Annotated in this window: 16 protein-coding genes; 15 read left to right on the plus strand and 1 reads right to left on the minus strand. The window is 38.7% G+C overall.

What is annotated here, in order from left to right; genetic code table 11:
- Positions 1-38: 38 nt before the first annotated feature.
- From C7N65_RS07395 to pheT, 5 genes are all read left to right on the plus strand, one after another.
- Complete coding sequence (locus C7N65_RS07395) at positions 39-590, plus strand: YceD family protein (RefSeq protein ID WP_105993839.1); 552 nt, start codon at positions 39-41, stop codon at positions 588-590.
- A gap of 91 nt (positions 591-681) precedes the next feature.
- Positions 682-855, plus strand: coding sequence for a 50S ribosomal protein L32 (gene rpmF / locus C7N65_RS07400; RefSeq protein ID WP_002480558.1), 174 nt, complete (start codon positions 682-684; stop codon positions 853-855).
- A 103-nt stretch (positions 856-958) separates the two neighbouring features.
- Complete coding sequence (locus C7N65_RS07405; protein WP_105993840.1) at positions 959-1,705, plus strand: TrmH family RNA methyltransferase; 747 nt, start codon at positions 959-961, stop codon at positions 1,703-1,705.
- Between the two features lie 343 nt (positions 1,706-2,048).
- Positions 2,049-3,107: a phenylalanine--tRNA ligase subunit alpha gene (pheS, locus tag C7N65_RS07410; protein WP_105993841.1), complete on the plus strand. Its 1,059-nt coding sequence runs from the start codon at positions 2,049-2,051 to the stop codon at positions 3,105-3,107.
- Complete coding sequence (gene pheT, locus C7N65_RS07415; protein WP_105993842.1) at positions 3,107-5,512, plus strand: phenylalanine--tRNA ligase subunit beta; 2,406 nt, start codon at positions 3,107-3,109, stop codon at positions 5,510-5,512. The genes pheS and pheT overlap by 1 nt, the downstream gene beginning before the upstream one ends.
- 70 nt (positions 5,513-5,582) lie before the next feature.
- Here pheT and rnhC read toward each other — a convergent pair whose 3' ends face one another.
- Complete coding sequence (gene rnhC / locus C7N65_RS07420) at positions 5,583-6,524, minus strand: ribonuclease HIII (RefSeq protein WP_105993843.1); 942 nt, start codon at positions 6,522-6,524, stop codon at positions 5,583-5,585.
- Positions 6,525-6,792: 268 nt separating this feature from the next.
- Here rnhC and zapA point away from each other — a divergent pair, with 268 nt between their 5' ends.
- From zapA to C7N65_RS07470, 10 genes are all read left to right on the plus strand, one after another.
- The gene (zapA, locus tag C7N65_RS07425; protein WP_105993844.1) at positions 6,793-7,059 is read left to right on the plus strand and encodes a cell division protein ZapA; all 267 of its coding nucleotides are present in this window, start codon (positions 6,793-6,795) and stop codon (positions 7,057-7,059) included.
- A gap of 3 nt (positions 7,060-7,062) precedes the next feature.
- Positions 7,063-7,590 carry a CvpA family protein gene (locus C7N65_RS07430; RefSeq protein ID WP_234019057.1) on the plus strand — a complete coding sequence of 176 codons (528 nt, stop codon included), beginning with the start codon at positions 7,063-7,065 and terminating at the stop codon, positions 7,588-7,590.
- Positions 7,591-7,704: 114 nt separating this feature from the next.
- Positions 7,705-9,417 carry a DNA polymerase/3'-5' exonuclease PolX gene (gene polX, locus C7N65_RS07435; RefSeq protein ID WP_199790667.1) on the plus strand — a complete coding sequence of 571 codons (1,713 nt, stop codon included), beginning with the start codon at positions 7,705-7,707 and terminating at the stop codon, positions 9,415-9,417.
- Positions 9,418-9,427: 10 nt separating this feature from the next.
- On the plus strand, positions 9,428-11,776 hold the full coding sequence (locus C7N65_RS07440) for an endonuclease MutS2 (RefSeq protein ID WP_105993847.1): 2,349 nt from the start codon (positions 9,428-9,430) through the stop codon (positions 11,774-11,776).
- A 114-nt stretch (positions 11,777-11,890) separates the two neighbouring features.
- Positions 11,891-12,205 (plus strand): thioredoxin, encoded by a 315-nt coding sequence (trxA, locus tag C7N65_RS07445; protein ID WP_105993848.1) that lies wholly within the window; start codon positions 11,891-11,893, stop codon positions 12,203-12,205.
- Between the two features lie 219 nt (positions 12,206-12,424).
- Positions 12,425-14,230, plus strand: a complete 1,806-nt coding sequence (uvrC, locus tag C7N65_RS07450) for an excinuclease ABC subunit UvrC (RefSeq protein ID WP_105993849.1) — start codon at positions 12,425-12,427, stop codon at positions 14,228-14,230.
- 479 nt (positions 14,231-14,709) lie between these two features.
- Positions 14,710-15,324: a succinate dehydrogenase cytochrome b558 subunit gene (locus C7N65_RS07455; protein WP_105993850.1), complete on the plus strand. Its 615-nt coding sequence runs from the start codon at positions 14,710-14,712 to the stop codon at positions 15,322-15,324.
- Between the two features lie 54 nt (positions 15,325-15,378).
- Positions 15,379-17,172: a succinate dehydrogenase flavoprotein subunit gene (gene sdhA, locus C7N65_RS07460; RefSeq protein WP_105993851.1), complete on the plus strand. Its 1,794-nt coding sequence runs from the start codon at positions 15,379-15,381 to the stop codon at positions 17,170-17,172.
- Positions 17,172-17,981 carry a succinate dehydrogenase iron-sulfur subunit gene (gene sdhB / locus C7N65_RS07465; protein ID WP_105993852.1) on the plus strand — a complete coding sequence of 270 codons (810 nt, stop codon included), beginning with the start codon at positions 17,172-17,174 and terminating at the stop codon, positions 17,979-17,981. The genes sdhA and sdhB overlap by 1 nt, the downstream gene beginning before the upstream one ends.
- A gap of 70 nt (positions 17,982-18,051) precedes the next feature.
- A complete protein-coding gene (locus tag C7N65_RS07470) occupies positions 18,052-18,570 on the plus strand; it encodes a GNAT family N-acetyltransferase (protein ID WP_105993853.1) in 519 nt (172 codons plus the stop codon).
- Positions 18,571-18,601: the final 31 nt, after the last annotated feature.

The following is an 18,601-nucleotide window of genomic DNA, read 5'->3' on the forward strand; positions in this document are numbered from 1 at the left end:
GTTAAAATAAATTTTGTGCTTGTTAGAGGTGAAGCCATATGAAATGGTCAATAACGCAATTAAGAAAATATCAAGGTAAGCCTTTTGAATTTGATCAAACAGTAAATTTTAATCATTTAATTGATAAACTAGGACTTATAGATTTATCTGAAATCCGAGTTAAGGGTCAACTTGATGTCAAATCAAATGAAGTTGTCGCAGATATGCATCTCACAGGTGCTTACACTATGGAAGATGCACGTACATTAGAACCGGTCAAGGTTCCGATTGATATTGAGACAACAGAAATATTTGATTTAGAAGGTCATGAATACAGCGACGGCGAAGATGATGAGAATGAACATTATCACTTAGCTGTCAGCGGAATGATTGATTTACGTGATATCGCAGAAGAGCTTGTCATCATAGAAAAGCCTATCCGAGCAGTGGCAGACGACAGCAGTATCGACGATATGCTGCAAGGCGGTCACGGTTGGGATGTTATTGACGAAGACCAATTAGAAGAAAGTGAACAAGCAGAAGCAAACGATTCTAAGACAGTCGATCCAAGGCTTCAAAAATTACAACAATTTTATGATGAAAAGCAATAGAAGTTGGTGTACAATAGATAGTATTGTAATTAACAGCTTAATCACACAGTAACAAAGATTTTTGTGTTTGAATTTTAAGGAGGATTAAATCATGGCAGTACCAAAAAGAAGAACATCTAAAACTAGAAAAAATAAACGTCGTACTCACTTCAAATTATCAGTACCAGGTATGACAGAATGCCCTAACTGTGGTGAATACAAATTATCTCACCGCGTTTGTAAAAACTGTGGTTCTTACAATGGTGAAGAAGTCGTTTCAAAATAATCGATGATTAACGTGACCAATCGTACTTGCGGTTGGTCTTTTTTATTATTTTTTTACATATCCATGATAGAATAAGGAAAAATCGCAAATGAGGGAACCGATGATGGAACAAATCACTTCAGCACAAAATGCTAAAGTCAAACAAGTGAATAAGTTAAAAAAGAAAAAAGAACGTGACAAAACCGGATTATTGCTGGTTGAAGGTACACATTTGATTGAAGAAGCAGTGAAAAGCCGCTTAACTATAAAACAACTTTTTGTTGTAGAACCTGAGCGCTTTGACACAGCACTGATTGATGCTGCAGAAGAAGCTTATCATATCAATTTCAAAGTGGCAGAAACATTATCCGGAACAGTGACACCGCAAGGTATCTTTGCGGTAATTGAAAAGCCGGATGTTGCTTCTAAAGTTTCAGAGGCCAAACAAGTATTGCTGCTGGACCGTATTCAAGATCCAGGCAACTTAGGAACATTAATCCGTACTGCAGATGCGGCAGCTTTAGATTTGATTGTCTTATCACCGGGTACTGCAGATGCCTATCAAGATAAAGTCTTGCGTTCAAGTCAAGGCAGTGTGTTCCACTTGCCGATTGTGACACAAGCTTTACCTGAGTTTATTGAAAGTTTTGAAGGACCGATATACGGTACAGCTTTAGAAGATGCGGTCAATTTTAATGAAGAAGCGGCTCAAGAGAAGTTTGCTTTGTTACTAGGCAATGAAGGACAAGGCGTAGATCCAGAGTTGTTGGCACATACTACAAAACGTCTGATAATACCGATGTATGGCGAGGCAGAAAGTTTAAATGTTGCGATTGCCGGCAGTATTTTGATCTATAAATTAAAAGGTTGACCCTTTAGTAAGGATTACTTATAATTAGATGTGATTCAATGTTTATTGTTATAGGATAACACGAACAGATAAATAAATACTTTGCCTATAAAAAGACGTAAGCTATTAAGCGATGACTGTATAGGGAGAATGAGCGTGACTGAAACTCATTCCAGAAATCCATAGCTTTTTTCACCTTTTTGGCAACTTAAAGAGATTTAAGTCGGTTAATAACCGTTATAAATTATAAAACAAGTGTATGCGTATGCATAAATTTGGGTGGTACCACGGAAGATTTCGTCCCATATCGTAAGAGAGGGATGAAGTCTTTTTTTATTGCCAACACAAAATAGGAGGGGCAGACATGGTTCAAACTGAAGAAATGAATCAGCTGAAATCTGAAGCTTTGGCAGATGTGTCAAAAGCAGAAGATGAAAAAGCGTTGCAAGATGTTAAAGTAAAGTACTTAGGTAAAAAAGGTTCTGTTTCAGGTTTAATGAAACAAATGAAAGATTTATCAAATGAAGAAAAACCGAAATTCGGTCAAGCTGTGAATGAAGTGCGTCAAGCAATTGAACAAGCTATCGCAGACCGTAAACAAGTGCTTGAACAAGAGCGCTTAAATCAACAATTAAATGAAGAAACAATCGATGTGACATTACCGAGCCGCAAGGTTAAACAAGGTGCAGCACATCCTTTAACACGTACAATTCAAGAAATCGAAGATTTATTCTTAGGTTTAGGCTTTGAAATTGTGAACGGTTATGAAGTAGAGAAAGATTACTACAACTTCGAAGCATTGAACTTGCCGAAATCACATCCGGCACGTGATATGCAAGATACATTCTATATCACTGAAGAAACATTAATGCGTACGCATACGTCTCCGGTACAAGCGCGTACATTAGAAAAACGCAACGGCCAAGGACCAGTTAAAATTATTTGTCCTGGTAAAGTGTACCGTCGAGATTCAGATGATGCGACACACAGTCACCAATTTACACAAATTGAAGGCTTAGTTGTTGCGGAAAATATTAAAATGAGCGACTTGAAAGGGACACTAGAACTTGTAGCGAAAAAATTATTCGGTGATGCACGTGAAATTCGTTTGCGACCAAGTTACTTCCCATTCACAGAACCATCTGTAGAAGTAGACGTGTCATGTTTCAAATGCGGCGGTAAAGGCTGCAACGTATGTAAAGGCTCAGGTTGGATTGAAATCTTAGGTGCAGGTATGGTGCATCCGAACGTATTAGAAATGGCTGGATTTGATTCATCTAAATATACTGGATTTGCTTTTGGTATGGGTCCAGACCGTATCGCAATGTTGAAATACGGTATTGAAGATATTCGTTATTTCTACACAAATGATGTTCGATTCTTAGATCAATTTAAAGCTGTTGAAGATAGAGGTGAAGCATAATGTTTGTATCAAAAGAGTGGTTAGAGTCATTAGTCGCCGTCAACGAACCGATTCAACCTTTAGCTGAACGTATTACACGTACAGGCATTGAAGTTGATGACATCATTGATTATACGGCTGAAATTAAAAAGTTAGTAGTAGGTTATGTAGAAAGCAAAACACAACATCCGAATGCGGATAAATTAAACATCTGTAAAGTAGATATCGGTGAAGATGAGCCGGTACAAATCGTCTGCGGCGCACCGAATGTAGATGCAGGGCAATATGTAATTGTAGCGACAGTAGGCGGTCGTTTGCCTGGCGGTATTAAAATCAAACGTGCCAAATTACGCGGCGAAGTTTCAGAAGGTATGATTTGTTCATTACAAGAAATCGGTGTATCAGGCAACGTTGTACCAAAAGCGTTTGAAGAGGGGATTTTCAATTTCCCAAGCGAAGTAAAACCAGGCACAAATGCATTAGAAGCATTGTATCTAGATGATCAAGTGATGGAATTCGATTTAACACCTAACCGTGCCGATGCATTAAGTATGGTAGGTGCGGCATATGAAACATCAGCACTATACGGTGCACCATTAACATTGCCAGAAACACAACCTGATACGAAAGATGCTTCTGCGTCTGATGAATTATCAGTTTCTGTAGAAAATGGCGACAAAGTGCCTTATTACAGTGCGCGTGTGGTTAAAAATGTAACGATTGCACCTTCTCCGATGTGGATGCAAGCACGTTTAATGAAAGCGGGTATCCGTCCGCTTAACAACGTCGTAGATATTTCAAACTACGTACTGCTTGAATATGGTCAACCGCTCCACATGTTCGACCAAGACCAAATCGGTTCAGATGAAATTGTTGTACGCCAAGCACAAGAAGGCGAAACAATGACAACATTAGACGATACAGAACGTAAATTACTTACTTCAGATATCGTGATTACTAACGGCAAAGCACCGATTGCACTCGGCGGTGTTATGGGTGGCGACTTCTCTGAGGTTTCAGATCAAACACAAAATGTTGTGGTTGAAGGCGCAATCTTCGATCCAGTAAGTATCCGACATACATCACGTCGTTTAAACTTGCGCAGTGAATCATCAAGCCGTTTTGAAAAAGGTATTGCGACAGAATTTGTAGATCAAGCTGTCGACCGTGCATGTTACTTACTAGAACACTATGCAAACGGTGAAGTATTAGCTGATCGTGTTGCACAAGGCGACTTAGGCGAATTCATTACACCAATTCAAATTTCAGTTGATAAAATCAATCAAACTATCGGTTCTGAAATGACACTTGAAGATATTGTTAAATGTTTTGAACAATTAGGCTTCAAAACTGAAAATGATAACGGCAATTTAACAGTCTATGTACCATCACGCCGTAAAGATATTAAAATCAAAGAAGATTTAATCGAAGAAGTAGCACGTATTTACGGTTATGATGAAATTCCTTCTACATTACCTGTCTTTGAAGATGTGACAAGCGGACATTTAACAGACAGACAAGCGAAAACACGTATTGTGAAACGTGCGATTGAAGGAGCAGGCTTAAGCGAAGCCATTACTTACTCTTTAATCTCAAAAGCACGTGCGAAAGAATTCTCATTCAGCGATCGTCCTAATATCGAATTACTGATGCCGATGAGTGAAGCACATGCCGTATTACGTCAAAGTTTATTGCCGCACTTGATTGATGCGACAGCTTATAACGTGGCACGTAAAAATCATAATGTCTTCTTATACGAAATCGGTCGTGTCTTCTTCGGCAACGGCAAAGGAGAATTACCGGATGAAGTAGAATACCTCAGCGGTATTATGACTGGCGAATACAGCGGCAACCAATGGCAAGGCAAAAAAGAAATCACTGATTTCTATCTTGCGAAAGGTATTTTAGATGCTGTAGCAGAAAAATTAGATATCGAATTCGGATATCAAGCAACTCAAATCGACGGCTTGCATCCAGGTCGTACAGCACAAGTATTGCTCAATAATGAAGTCATTGGTTTCATCGGGGAACTTCACCCGCAGCTTGCAGAAGACAATGACTTGAAACAACGTACGTATGTCTTTGAATTGAATTACGACAAAATCATGGATGTTTCTGTCGGCTATATCAACTATCAACCGATTCCGAAATATCCAGGTGTGACAAGAGATATTGCATTAGAAGTCGATACAACAGTATCAGCTGCAGAATTGCTTTCAACAATCAAAGCAAACGGCGGCACTATCTTTAAAGATGCACATGTCTTTGATGTTTATGAAGGTGAACATATGGAAGAAGGCAAAAAATCAGTTGCTATCCGTATCGCTTACTTAGATAAAGACAATACTTTAACAGACGAACAAGTGACTGCAGTACACAATCAAATTGTGGACGCATTAACTGCACAAGGTGCAACAATTCGTTAAGATTCAGTCAAAAAATTACCCTTTCCTCACAATTGTGCGGGGAAAGGGTATTTTTAATGGATAAATGATATTAATGTTTTTTGTTATAGAGATTTAAAGCTTTATCTCGGTTTTTAAAGTGTGCTTTTGACATGCTATCCAATTTTTGAATGCCGTATTGGTCAATGATACGTGCTGCAAATAAATCTACTTTATTGCTGGCACCTTTAGGCACAGTTTGATGTACATCTCTGCTCATTTGATCCATATATTTAACGAATGCATAGCGGGAGATAATACTTGCTGCAGCAATGGCTAATGATTTGGATTCGCCTTTTGTTTCAAAACAAGTTTTGTCAGGATACGGCATTGGAGAGAGTGCATAGTTTTGGTAGACACCGCGTACTGCGAATTGGTCAATGACTATGTAATCTAAAGGTTCGGCTTGCTGTGCAATTCGATTTGCAACATTTTGAATGGCTTGGTTATGCAATACAGCTTTCATTTTGACTTGCGACCAGCCTTTTTGCTGCTGCTGGTTGTATTTGTCATTGTTCATAGTCAGTAATGAATGCGGTATAAACGTCACAAGCTGTTCTGCAAGTTCAACGATTTTCGCATCGGTTAATTTTTTTGAGTCATCGACACCTAATGTTTTTAAAATTTCAGCGTTCTTTTTCGAAACATATGCTGCACAAACTGTGAGCGGTCCAAAGTAATCGCCGCTGCCGGCTTCATCACTGCCGATACAATTGGATTGATTAAACGGAAAAGCTTTTGATGTATCAGCTGATTTTGTTTTTTTAGTTTTAGATGGGGCAGGAGAAGCAGAAGTGCCGAGCAGCTGCTGTGCAACTTGTTCTGCTTGATTGCCTTGGAACATGACTTTCTTAGAATTGTAGATATTAATAGTTGTCCCTTTATATTTGGTTCTGGCACGCATGCCAGCGGGTAGATTAGAAGTATCAGCTTGGATTTTAGAAAGTAAGTGCTGAATTTCTTTTTCTGTTAGTTTAAAAACGGCGTTGGCCATATGATTGCTCCTTATTTAATAGAATCTATTCACAGTTTACTACAGATTGTCTGTGAAACAAATTTTAGTATATTACAATAGTTTTACATTATATTGCAAAAAAGAGTACAGTACTTACATAATAAATAGCACTCGTGTATAATGGTTCGTGATGAATAAATAGGATTGATTTCAACCAAAAAGAGAAGTTGAATGGCGGTCAGAGAAGCAAAAATTGACCGATCTGTGTGTAGACATGCGCAAAATTAGCAAGATAGGAGTTATCAAATTGGGCGAATTTAAAAATAGAATCAATGTTTCAATCAATAATAAGAACTATACGATAGTCGGCGAAGATAATCCTGAGCATATTCGATATGTCGCTCATCTTGTAGATGAAAAAATTCAGGAACTAGGACGTAAAAGTGCAGGATTAGATACGACACGAAAAGCAGTACTGACTGCAGTCAATATTATGCATGAAAAGGTGTTGTTAGAAGAAGAGAATCGTCGTTTGACACAAGAGTTGAACCGTTTGAAAAACAATGAACAGTAGGTTATGCCTATGCTATTAAATGTGCTGATATTTATTACATTTTTCATGATTGCCGCAATGGGTTTTCGCAGAGGATTCTGGTGGAGTCTGGTTCATTTTTTATGTACAGCAGCTTCGTTTAAAACAGCTGCAGCATTGTATGCGCCAGTCGCAAAACGTTTAGAATTGTTTCTGCCGTTTCCTAAGACACAAGCTGCACAGACACATTATTTTATAGAATATCATCATATTCATTTGCGCTTTGAGAGTATTGTCGCGTTTATTTTGATATTCTTGATGAGCAAGTTTATTTTATATCTCATCGTCACCGCATTTGATAAAATAACGTATGTACAACCCTTATCAATCATGAATCGAAGTTTTGGGGTCATTATCAGCTTTTTGAGTTCGGTGATGATTGTTCTGCTCGTATTATACTTATGCAGTTTATACCCAAGTGTTTTGATTCAGCAGCAATTTGCACAATCTGTAATTGCACAATTGATACTCTTTCAAACCCCATATCTGTCGTCTTTTGTGATGACATTATAATTCAATGTTTAATTACTAAACCAAGAGGAGGCTTAAACATTCGTCCATCAGTACCGATATTCGAATGACAGAAAGTCCCTCTTTTTAATTGGAGTGAATCAAATGAGTCAACATATAACAAAGAAGGATGTCGTGCGCTTATTAGAGAAAATCGCAACGTACATGGAGTTAAAAGGCGAAAATGCCTTTAAAGTATCAGCTTACCGCAAAGCTGCACAAAGTCTAGAGACAGATGAAAGAACATTAGATGAAATCGAAGATGTGACAGAGCTGAAAAACATCGGCAAAGGTGTCGGCGAGGTCATCAATGAATATATCAGTACGGAAAAATCACAAACACTGCAAGCATTAGAAGAAGAAGTGCCTGCAGGACTAGTACCGCTGCTTAAAATACAAGGTCTCGGCAGCAAGAAAATCCATAAGCTGTATAAGGAACTGGGTATTACCAACAAAGATGAATTAGCACGTGCGTGTGAAAATAAAGAAGTCAGTGCTTTAAGCGGCTTCGGCAAGAAGACTGAAGAGAATATTCTAGCAGGTGTACAAGCATTAAGTGCTAGAAAAGAACGCTATCCAATCAATTTGCTGATTAAGCTGAATGATGAAATAGAGGCATATTTATCGACAATCGATGCATTGGAGCAGTATCATGTGGCAGGCAGTTTCCGCCGTGTGAAAGAAATGAGCAAAGACTTAGATTATATTATGAGTACAACAGAACCAGAGCAAGTTCAGCAAGCTTTATTAAAGGTACCGCATAAAGTCAAAGATGTAGCTGTCGGACTGACAAAAGTTTCTGTTGAAGTGGAGTTTGAAGATGAAATCATAGAAATTGATTTTAGAATTATAGAACCAAAAGCATACTATCATACGCTGCAGCACTTTACAGGTTCCAAAGATCATAATATTCGTATCCGCCAACTTGCGAAAGAACGCGGTGAGAAAGTCAGCGAATACGGCATTGAACAACCAGACGGTTCATTGCTGCAGCTGGATAGCGAAGCAGCGATTTACGAACATTTCAACAGCCCTTATATTGCACCGCCGATGCGTGTTGACGGCAGTGAGTTCGATAGAGATTTATCTCAAATTGTAACGCTGGATGATATCAAAGGCGATGTGCATATGCATACAACAATGAGTGATGGTGCATTCAGTTTAAGAGAAATGGTAGAAGCCAACATCAAAAAAGGGTATGAATATATGGTGATTACCGATCATTCCCGCAGCTTGCGTGTCGCGCATGGCTTAGAGATTGACCGTTTACTGCGACAAAATGAAGAGATTAAAGCTATCAATGAAGAATATGATGAAATCGATATCTATTCAGGAACAGAAATGGATATTTTAGCAGACGGAACAATGGATTATCCGGATGATGTATTGGCACAATTAGATTATGTTATTGCATCGATTCATCAAAGCTTTAATCAAACAGAAGAAGAAATTATGTATCGCTTAGAACAAGCGTGCCGCAATCCTTATGTCCGTCATATTGCACATCCGACTGGACGTATTATCGGCAGACGCGAGGGTTATAAAGTCAATATGGACCGTTTGTTCGAACTTGCGAAAGAGACAGATACAATCTTAGAAATCAATGCGAATCCATTACGTTTGGATTTAAGTGCAGAAGTGCTGCGCCACCAAAAAGATATTATGGTGACTATTAATACAGATGCACACCATATCGATAACTTAGAATTAATGCAATACGGTGTCGCAACTGCACAAAAAGCATTTATCGATAAATCACGTGTTTTAAATACGATGTCGAGAGACGAATTTAAACATTTCGTGGAAAATAATAAAAAGCTAAAGAAATAGAGGGATATCCGTGAGACAGAAGACATTAGATGTGCTTGATTTCGATAAAATCAAAGCATTTGTGGAAAAAGAGGCAGTGAGTGATTTAGGGCGAGAGAAATGTGCGTCTATGTCACCTGCATCTGATTATAAAACGGTAGTGCATCAAATGGATGAAACCGATGAAATATCGCAAATCTATAATAAACATCGTTTGCCGAGTTTGAGCGGTTTGTCTAAAGTATCACCGCTGATTCATCGTGCAAAAATCGGAAGTATTTTAAATGTACGAGAGCTGAATCAAATCAAACGTTTGATTCAAGTTCAAAACCAATATAAGACGTTCTACAATCAATTAATCGAAGAAGAGGAAACAATCAACTATCCAATTTTAGATGAAAATATGGCACAATTGCCGGTGCTTTCTGATTTATATCAAGAAATTCATCAAAAATGCGATGCGTATGATTTATTCGATGATGCGAGCTATGAACTGCAAAGTATCAGAAGCCGCATTCATAGTACCTCTCAGCGTATTAAACAGAATTTAGATAGAGTCGTAAAGAGTCAATCAAATCAAAAGAAACTTTCTGATTCGATTATTACGGTCAGAAACGATCGTCATGTTATCCCGGTTAAAGCTGAATATCGTCAAGATTTCAACGGAATCGTGCATGACCAGTCTTCTTCAGGACAAACATTGTATATCGAACCTTCTGCGGTTGTGGAAATGAATAATAAAATCAGCCGTCTGCGTAATGAAGAAAAAGCTGAAGTGGAACGAATCTTAACAGCTTTAACAGCGGAGGTTGCTGTAGAAGCGGATGCATGTTTGGTTTCAGAATCGGTGATGGGACAAATCGATTTCTTAACTGCGAAAGCAAGATACGGCAGTTCGATTAAAGGGACGAAACCTGAATTTACTGAAACACGCAGTGTGTATCTGCCTAAAGCATTCCACCCGTTATTAGACCGCAAGACTGTTGTCGCAAATACGATTGAATTTGTCGATGGTATTCAAACTGTAATTATTACCGGGCCGAATACAGGTGGTAAAACTGTAACGCTGAAAACATTAGGATTGATTATTGTGATGGCACAATCAGGATTATTAATTCCGGCATTAGACGGCAGTAAACTAGGTGTCTTCGACAATGTTTATTGCGACATCGGTGATGAACAATCTATTGAGCAATCCTTATCAACATTCTCATCTCATATGAAGAATATCGTAGAGATTTTAAAACATGCGGATCATAACAGTGTGATTCTCTTTGACGAATTAGGGGCAGGAACTGACCCGAGCGAAGGGGCAGCACTTGCGATGAGTATTTTAGACAATGTGCAAAAACGCGGTGCGCTAGTGATGGCAACTACGCACTATCCTGAACTTAAAGCTTACAGCTATAATCGTGACGGTGTAATGAATGCCAGTGTAGAATTCGATGTCAATACGTTAAGCCCTACGTATAAATTACTCATGGGTGTACCAGGGCGTTCTAATGCGTTTGAGATATCCAGCAAATTAGGTTTGAACGGCAAAATTATTCAAGAAGCGAAATCTATGATTGGTCAAGACGAGCAAGAAATCAATAGTATGATTGCGTCATTAGAAAAGAATACGAAACGTGTAGACAATCAGCGTATCGAACTTGAACAGTTATTGCGTGAAGCTCAAGATTTACACCGTCAATTGAGTCAAAAATATGAGCAGTATCAAAACTTCGAACAAAAATTAATGGATGAAGCAAAAACAAAAGCTAATCAACGTGTGAAAGCAGCGACTAAAGAAGCAGAAGATATTATTAAAGACTTGCGCCAATTAAGAGATGAAAAAAATGCGGATGTCAAAGAACACGAATTGATTGAGAAACGCAAACATTTAGATGAGCAATATGAAGCGACTGATATAAAACAAAATGTGAAAAAACAAAAATGGGATGAAATCAAAGCCGGCGATGAAGTGAAAGTATTAACATACGGGCAAAAAGGTGAAGTTCTGGAATTGTTGGATGATGAAGAAGCGGTCGTGCAAATGGGTATCATTAAAATGAAATTGCCGATTGCAGATTTAGAAAAGAAAAAGAAAACACAAGAAAAACCAGCCAAAACGGTTTCACGCTCCAACCGTTCTCCAGTCAAAATGGAATTGGATTTACGCGGTTACCGTTATGAAGAAGCAGTGTCAGCCTTGGATCAGTATTTAGATCAAGCGATGCTGAGCAATTATGAGAATGTTTATATTATTCATGGTAAGGGAACAGGTGCATTGCAGAAAGCAGTGCAGCAGCATTTGAAACGTCATAAAAATGTGGCGGAATACAGAGTAGGTACACCAAGCGAAGGCGGATTCGGTGTGACTGTAGCAACTTTAAAATAGAAAAATAAAAGTTATATGCAATAAAGCAATTTATCAGTGAGCAAAGCCGATGCAATTTCAAATGCTATCTGATATACTTTGTTCATCATTAAAATCCAAGGAGGAACGATATTTATGGCATTACTTAAAGTAACTGATTCTGACTTTAACGAAAAAGTTCAAGACGGAGTTAAATTAGTAGATTTCTGGGCAACTTGGTGCGGACCTTGTAAAATGATCGCGCCAGTATTGGAAGAATTAGCTCAAGATTTCGAAGGCAAAGCAGACATCTTAAAATTAGATGTGGACGAAAACCCTAACACAGCTGCAAAATTCGAAGTAATGAGTATTCCTACTTTAATCGTCTTCAAAGACGGCGAACCAGTAGACAAAGTTGTTGGTTTCCAACCTAAAGAAAACTTAGCTGAAGTTTTAAACAAACAACTTTAATTTGTTAGAATAATGCCGAATTTCTGCGGTTAAGCTGAAACTTGCCGCTAAATATCGAATCGACCATTATATTAAAACAGCGAGACCAGAATATGACGTTCTGGTCTTTTTCATATGCTTAGAAGTTGAACAAGCAATCAGTTCGTTGCAAAAAGCAAGCAGATGCTATAATAATATACGACGTTGTATTGCAAAATCTTAAGAGAAAGGAGGATACATTTGGAAGCTTATCAAGAGAAAATCAAACGAAAATTATCTGTTGTGCCGTTTGAACCGGGTTGTTATTTGATGAAAGACCGCAATAATCAGGTCATCTATGTTGGGAAAGCAAAGCGTTTGCGCAATCGTTTGCGTTCGTATTTTACCGGTGCGCATGATGCCAAGACAACGCGTTTAGTCGGTGAGATTCGCAACTTTGAATTCATTGTCACTGATAGTGAAACGGAGTCGCTGTTATTAGAGTTGAACTTAATCAAGCAATATCAGCCGCGTTATAATATTTTGTTAAAAGATGACAAAAGTTATCCGTTTATCAAAATAACGAAAGAAAAGTATCCGCGCTTATTAGTAACAAGAACAGTCAAAAAAGGCACAGGCAAATATTTTGGTCCGTATCCGAATGCTTTCTCAGCTGTGGAAACGAAAAAGCTGTTAGATCGCATTTATCCATTTAGAAAATGCGACAAAATGCCGGATAAATTGTGTTTGTATTATCATATCGGCCAATGCTTAGGTCCTTGTGTCTATGATGTAGATGAGCAGCAATATGCTCAAATGATTCAAGAGGTTTCTGAGTTCTTGAACGGTGAAGACAAAACGATTATCAAAAGCTTAGAAGCACGAATGGAATCTGCGAGTGAAAATCTAGATTTCGAACAAGCGAAAGAATATCGTGATTTGATTCAGCATATTCATAATCTCACGAAGAAACAAAATATCATGTCTACAGATAATACAGCACGTGATGTATTCGGCTACAGCGTGGCTAAAGGCTGGATGTGTGTTCAAGTATTCTTCGTCAGAAACGGTAATATGATTCAGCGTGATACAACGATGATTCCGCTCCAACAAACAGAAGAAGAGGAATTCTATACGTTTATCGGACAATTCTATCGCTTGAATCAGCATTTATTGCCGAAAGAAGTGCATATCCCGAAAAACCTTGATTCTAAAATCATTCAATCTGTTGTCGATACGAAAATTGTACAGCCGGTCAGAGGGCAAAAGAAAGATTTAGTAGAAATGGCGAATCATAATGCGGAAATTTCGCTGCAAAACAAATTCGAATTGATTGCACGAGATGAATCCAGAACGATTAAAGCTATCGAAGAGTTGGGCGAATGCATGGGTATTCAGACACCGATTCGTATTGAGGCTTTCGACAACTCTAACATTCAAGGTGTAGATGCTGTGTCTGCCATGGTCACTTTTGTGGACGGCAAACCTGATAAAAAGGGCTATCGCAAATACAAAATCAAAACCGTGGATGGACCGGATGATTATAAATCAATGCAAGAAGTGATCCGCAGACGTTACACACGTGTACTAAATGACGGATTGCCGCTGCCAGATTTGATTATTGTCGATGGCGGCAAAGGGCAAATGTCTGTTGCGCTGGATGTACTTGAAAATGAATTGGGATTAGATATTCCGGTTGCCGGACTGCGCAAAAACGACAAGCATAAAACATCTGAATTGATTTATGGTAAAAGTGCTGAAGTGGTGCCGATGAAAAAGAACAGTCAAGCCTTTTATCTGCTTCAAAGAATACAAGATGAAGTTCATCGCTTTGCGATTACGTTCCACAGACAAACCAGACAAAAGCACGGCTTGACTTCTGTGTTGGATGATATAGAAGGCATCGGACCAAAACGCAAAACGAAGTTATTAAGAACATATGGTTCAGTGAAAAAAATGAAAGCAGCCAGTGTAGAGGATTTAAGAGAAATCGGCTTGCCGCAAAAGGTAGCTGAAAACTTGCTGGATGCATTGAATGAAGACAAAGAAGAGAACGAAAAGCGATAGATGGCTTAGGTTTAAACGACCAAAAGTGCTATCGCTTTTTGGTTCATTTTTAAGTTGTTGTGCAAATGAATTAAAACGATTTTTGAAAAAATTACGATGAGAATAATTCTCATGCCCAAAAGGCGTTGAAAAAATGTTACAATATCGTTAACGAGATTTTATTTTTTTAGGAGTGTTTGTAACCGCTTTCTAAATGAAAATGATTCTCAATGCGTTTTCAACCAGAACTGTGAAGCATGACTTTGTCAGAAATCAGTTCAGCTTTTGCATCTAAGATAGGGGTCCATACATATATACAATAGGCGCTGAGCTGCCATGCTGATTCTAAGTGTAATTCAACTGCCAGCAGGGCTGTTCGTTGGTTGTTGGGACAGGTCGAATTGAAAAAACGCAATTTTTTGAGCATTTAGAGTAAGGTGTATTTCATTTCTAAAAATAAAATCAATTAATATTATTTGTTTCACAGGGGGGACTTCCTTTTGGGTTATACTAAGAATCAATTTTATTTACGACGCATTCACTCGTTACTAGGGGTTATTCCGATCGGTGCATTCTTACTTGTGCATTTGACTGTTAACCACCAAGCGACTAAAGGAGCAGGAGCTTTCAACCAAGCAGCTGGATTCATGGAATCATTACCATTCTTGCTTGCATTAGAGATTCTCTTAATTTATCTTCCAATCCTTTATCATGCGTTATACGGTATTCACATTGCATTTACGGCTAAAGAGAACATCGGCCATTATTCATGGTTTAGAAACTGGATGTTCTTCTTCCAACGCGTTACAGGTGTTTTAGCATTTATATTCATTGCCATTCACTTCTACCAAACAAAAGTAGAAATGTGGTTAGGTCATAAAGAATTAGGATTCGATATGATGCAAGATTACTTAAGCAATCCATTCTGGTTAATCTTCTATTTAGTATTAACTGTTGCGGTTGTATTCCACTTTGCGAATGGTTTATGGTCATTCCTAGTAACTTGGGGTGTCTTGCAATCAGCTAAATCACAACGCATTTTCACATGGGTATCATTAGTAGTATTCCTTATTGTTTCTTACATCGGTGTTTCAGCAATTTTAGCATTCGTTTAAGAACACATAGAATCAGCGTAAATAAAGGTTATATTTTCAGGGAGTGACATTTATATGGCAGAGAAAAAAGTTATTGTTGTCGGTGGAGGACTAGCCGGTCTGATGACAACAATTAAAATAGCAGAACAAGGTGTACATGTTGATTTATTCTCAGTAGTACCCGTAAAACGTTCGCACTCTGTGTGTGCGCAAGGGGGTATTAACGGAGCGGTTAATACAAAAGGTGAAGGCGACTCAACTTGGATTCACTTTGACGATACAGTATACGGTGGGGACTTCTTAGCCAACCAACCACCTGTTAAAGCAATGGCTGAAGCAGCACCGAAAATCATTCACTTGCTTGACCGTATGGGTGTAATGTTCAACAGAACACCTGAAGGTTTGCTTGACTTCCGTCGTTTCGGCGGTACATTGTACCACAGAACAGCGTTCGCAGGTGCAACAACTGGTCAGCAATTACTTTATGCATTAGATGAGCAAGTGCGTAAGTTCGAAGTAGACGGACTTGTGACAAAATATGAAGGTTGGGAATTCTTAGGTGTTGTTAAAGACGAAGATAACTCAGCGCGCGGTATTGTAGCACAAAACTTAGTAGATGCTAAGATTGATGCATTCCGTTCTGACGCAGTTGTTATGGCAACTGGCGGTCCTGGTATTATCTTCGGTAAAACAACGAACTCAATGATTAACACAGGTTCAGCAGCATCTATCGTTTACCAACAAGGTGCGGTATATGCGAATGGTGAATTTATCCAAATCCACCCGACAGCGATTCCTGGTGACGACAAATTACGTTTAATGAGTGAATCAGCACGTGGTGAAGGCGGCCGTATTTGGACATATAAAGACGGTAAACCTTGGTATTTCTTAGAAGAAAAATATCCAGATTACGGTAACTTAGTACCGCGTGATATCGCAACGCGTGAAATCTTTGATGTGTGTGTGAACCAAAAATTAGGTATCAATGGTGAAAACATGGTATACCTTGACTTATCACACAAAGATCCACATGAATTAGACGTTAAACTTGGCGGTATCATTGAAATCTATGAAAAATTCACAGGCGATGACCCTCGTAAAGTTCCAATGAAGATCTTCCCTGCAGTCCACTATTCAATGGGCGGAATTTACGTAGACTATGATCAAATGACAACAATCAAAGGTTTATTCGCAGCAGGTGAATGTGACTTCTCACAACACGGCGGTAACCGTTTAGGTGCCAACTCATTGTTATCTGCGATTTACGGCGGTACAGTAGCTGGACCGAACGCTGTGAAATACATTGATAATATCGAAAAATCATATACTGAATTAGACGATAGCTTATATCAAGACCTTATTGATAAAGAACAAAAACGTTTCGATGATTTATTGACTATGAAAGGTACAGAAAATGCCTTCAAACTTCACCGCGAATTAGGTGAAGTGATGACGAAAAACGTAACAGTTGTTCGTGACAATAAAAAATTACTTGAAACTGATGAAAAAATTCTTGAGTTAATGCGACGTTACCAAGACATTGACATGGAAGATACACAAACTTGGAGTAACCAAGCTGTATTCTTCACACGCCAATTATGGAATATGTTAGTGTTAGCACGTGTTATCACTATCGGTGCTTATAACCGTAACGAATCACGCGGTGCGCACTACAAACCTGAATTCCCTGACCGTAACGACGATGAGTGGTTGAAAACAACTAAAGCGTTTTACGAAGGTATCGACAATCCGCCAAGATTCGAATACGAAGATGTGGATATCAGCTTGATTCCTCCACGTAAACGTGACTACTCAAGCAAATCTAAGGCTAGTAAAGATACTAGCAAGGAAGAAGGGAGCAAATCATAATGGCAGAAGAAGTTAAAGATGAAGCGGTTCAACAACCGACTCAAAATAGTTCTAAAACCGTAACTTTGATCATTAAACGACAAGATAATGCGGACTCACAGCCATATGAAGAGAAATTCGAAGTTCCTTATCGTGAGAATTTAAACGTTATTGCATGTCTGATGGAAATCAGACGTAATCCATATAACACTAAAGGGGAAAAAGTAGCACCTGTAACTTGGGACATGAACTGTCTTGAAGAAGTGTGCGGTGCTTGTTCAATGGTTATCAACGGTCATGCGCGTCAAGCATGTTCAGCAATTGTAGACCAATTAGAACAACCGATTCGTTTAGAACCAATGAGCACATTCCCAATCGTACGTGACTTGCAAGTTGACCGTTCTCGTATGTTCGACAACTTGAAACGTATGAAAGCATGGGTACCAATCGATGGTACGTATGACTTAGGTCCTGGACCGCGTATGCCTGAGAAAAAACGTCAAACAGCATACGAATTATCTAAATGTATGACTTGCGGTGTATGTTTAGAAGTTTGTCCTAACGTGACAAGCAAAAATGACTTCGTAGGTGCACAAGCGATTTCACAAGTTCGCTTATTCAACTTGCATCCAACAGGTTCAATGACTAAAGACGAACGCTTAGACGCTTTAATGGGCGGCGGCGGACTGCAAGAATGCGGTAACTCTCAAAACTGTGTGAATGCTTGTCCTAAAGGTATTCCTTTAACAACTTCAATCGCAGCATTAAATAGAGAAACTTCATTCTACATGTTCAAATCATTCTTTGGTTCAGACCATCAAGTACATTAATTTGAATATTAATTTCGGAGACAGGAGAGCTACCTGTCTCCTTTTTCTATTTATGAAAGGAGTTCATGATATGTTTATCAGGCCAGAACAACCAGGTGACTATAAAAGTGTCGAGCAAGTAGTCGAAAGTGCTTTTCGCAATGCAGAGATGAGTGATCATACAGAACATCTATTAGTTCGTAATTTAAGACACACAGATGCTTATTTACCTTTATTGTCGTTGATTGCACAAAATCATCAAGGCGACATCATCGGACATGTGATGTTATCAAAAATCACAATAGGGGATGGAGAACCATCACTTGCACTGGCACCTATCAGTGTCTTGCCGAATTATCAAGGAAAAGGTGTAGGAACACAACTGATGCAAGAGAGTATTGCAAAAGCAAAAGCAGAAGGGTATCGTTCTATCATTGTATTAGGAGCGCCTGAATTTTATTTAAGATTTGATTTTGAAAAAGCAATTGAATGGCAAATTACTGCACCGTTTGAAGGCGCAGAACCCTACTTGTTGGCGCTAGAATTAGTTGAAGGTGCATTAGATAATGTGCGCGGTGAAGTGCATTATTCAAAAGCATTCAACTTATAAATCACAATTATACAGTTAACCATTCATGCAT

It is taken from the genome of Staphylococcus simulans (genome assembly GCF_002994445.1).
GTDB lineage: Bacteria > Bacillota > Bacilli > Staphylococcales > Staphylococcaceae > Staphylococcus > Staphylococcus simulans_B.

Bases quoted from the DNA above. Each gene is read 5' to 3' on its own strand.
- C7N65_RS07395 (WP_105993839.1), top strand. From the start codon at position 39: ATGAAATGGTCAATAACGCAATTAAGAAAATATCAAGGTAAGCCTTTT.
- rpmF (WP_002480558.1), top strand. From the start codon at position 682: ATGGCAGTACCAAAAAGAAGAACATCTAAAACTAGAAAAAATAAACGT.
- C7N65_RS07405 (WP_105993840.1), top strand. From the start codon at position 959: ATGGAACAAATCACTTCAGCACAAAATGCTAAAGTCAAACAAGTGAAT.
- pheS (WP_105993841.1), top strand. From the start codon at position 2,049: ATGGTTCAAACTGAAGAAATGAATCAGCTGAAATCTGAAGCTTTGGCA.
- pheT (WP_105993842.1), top strand. From the start codon at position 3,107: ATGTTTGTATCAAAAGAGTGGTTAGAGTCATTAGTCGCCGTCAACGAA.
- rnhC (WP_105993843.1), bottom strand. From the start codon at position 6,524: ATGGCCAACGCCGTTTTTAAACTAACAGAAAAAGAAATTCAGCACTTA.
- C7N65_RS07430 (WP_234019057.1), top strand. From the start codon at position 7,063: ATGCCTATGCTATTAAATGTGCTGATATTTATTACATTTTTCATGATT.
- trxA (WP_105993848.1), top strand. From the start codon at position 11,891: ATGGCATTACTTAAAGTAACTGATTCTGACTTTAACGAAAAAGTTCAA.
- sdhA (WP_105993851.1), top strand. From the start codon at position 15,379: ATGGCAGAGAAAAAAGTTATTGTTGTCGGTGGAGGACTAGCCGGTCTG.
- sdhB (WP_105993852.1), top strand. From the start codon at position 17,172: ATGGCAGAAGAAGTTAAAGATGAAGCGGTTCAACAACCGACTCAAAAT.
- C7N65_RS07470 (WP_105993853.1), top strand. From the start codon at position 18,052: ATGTTTATCAGGCCAGAACAACCAGGTGACTATAAAAGTGTCGAGCAA.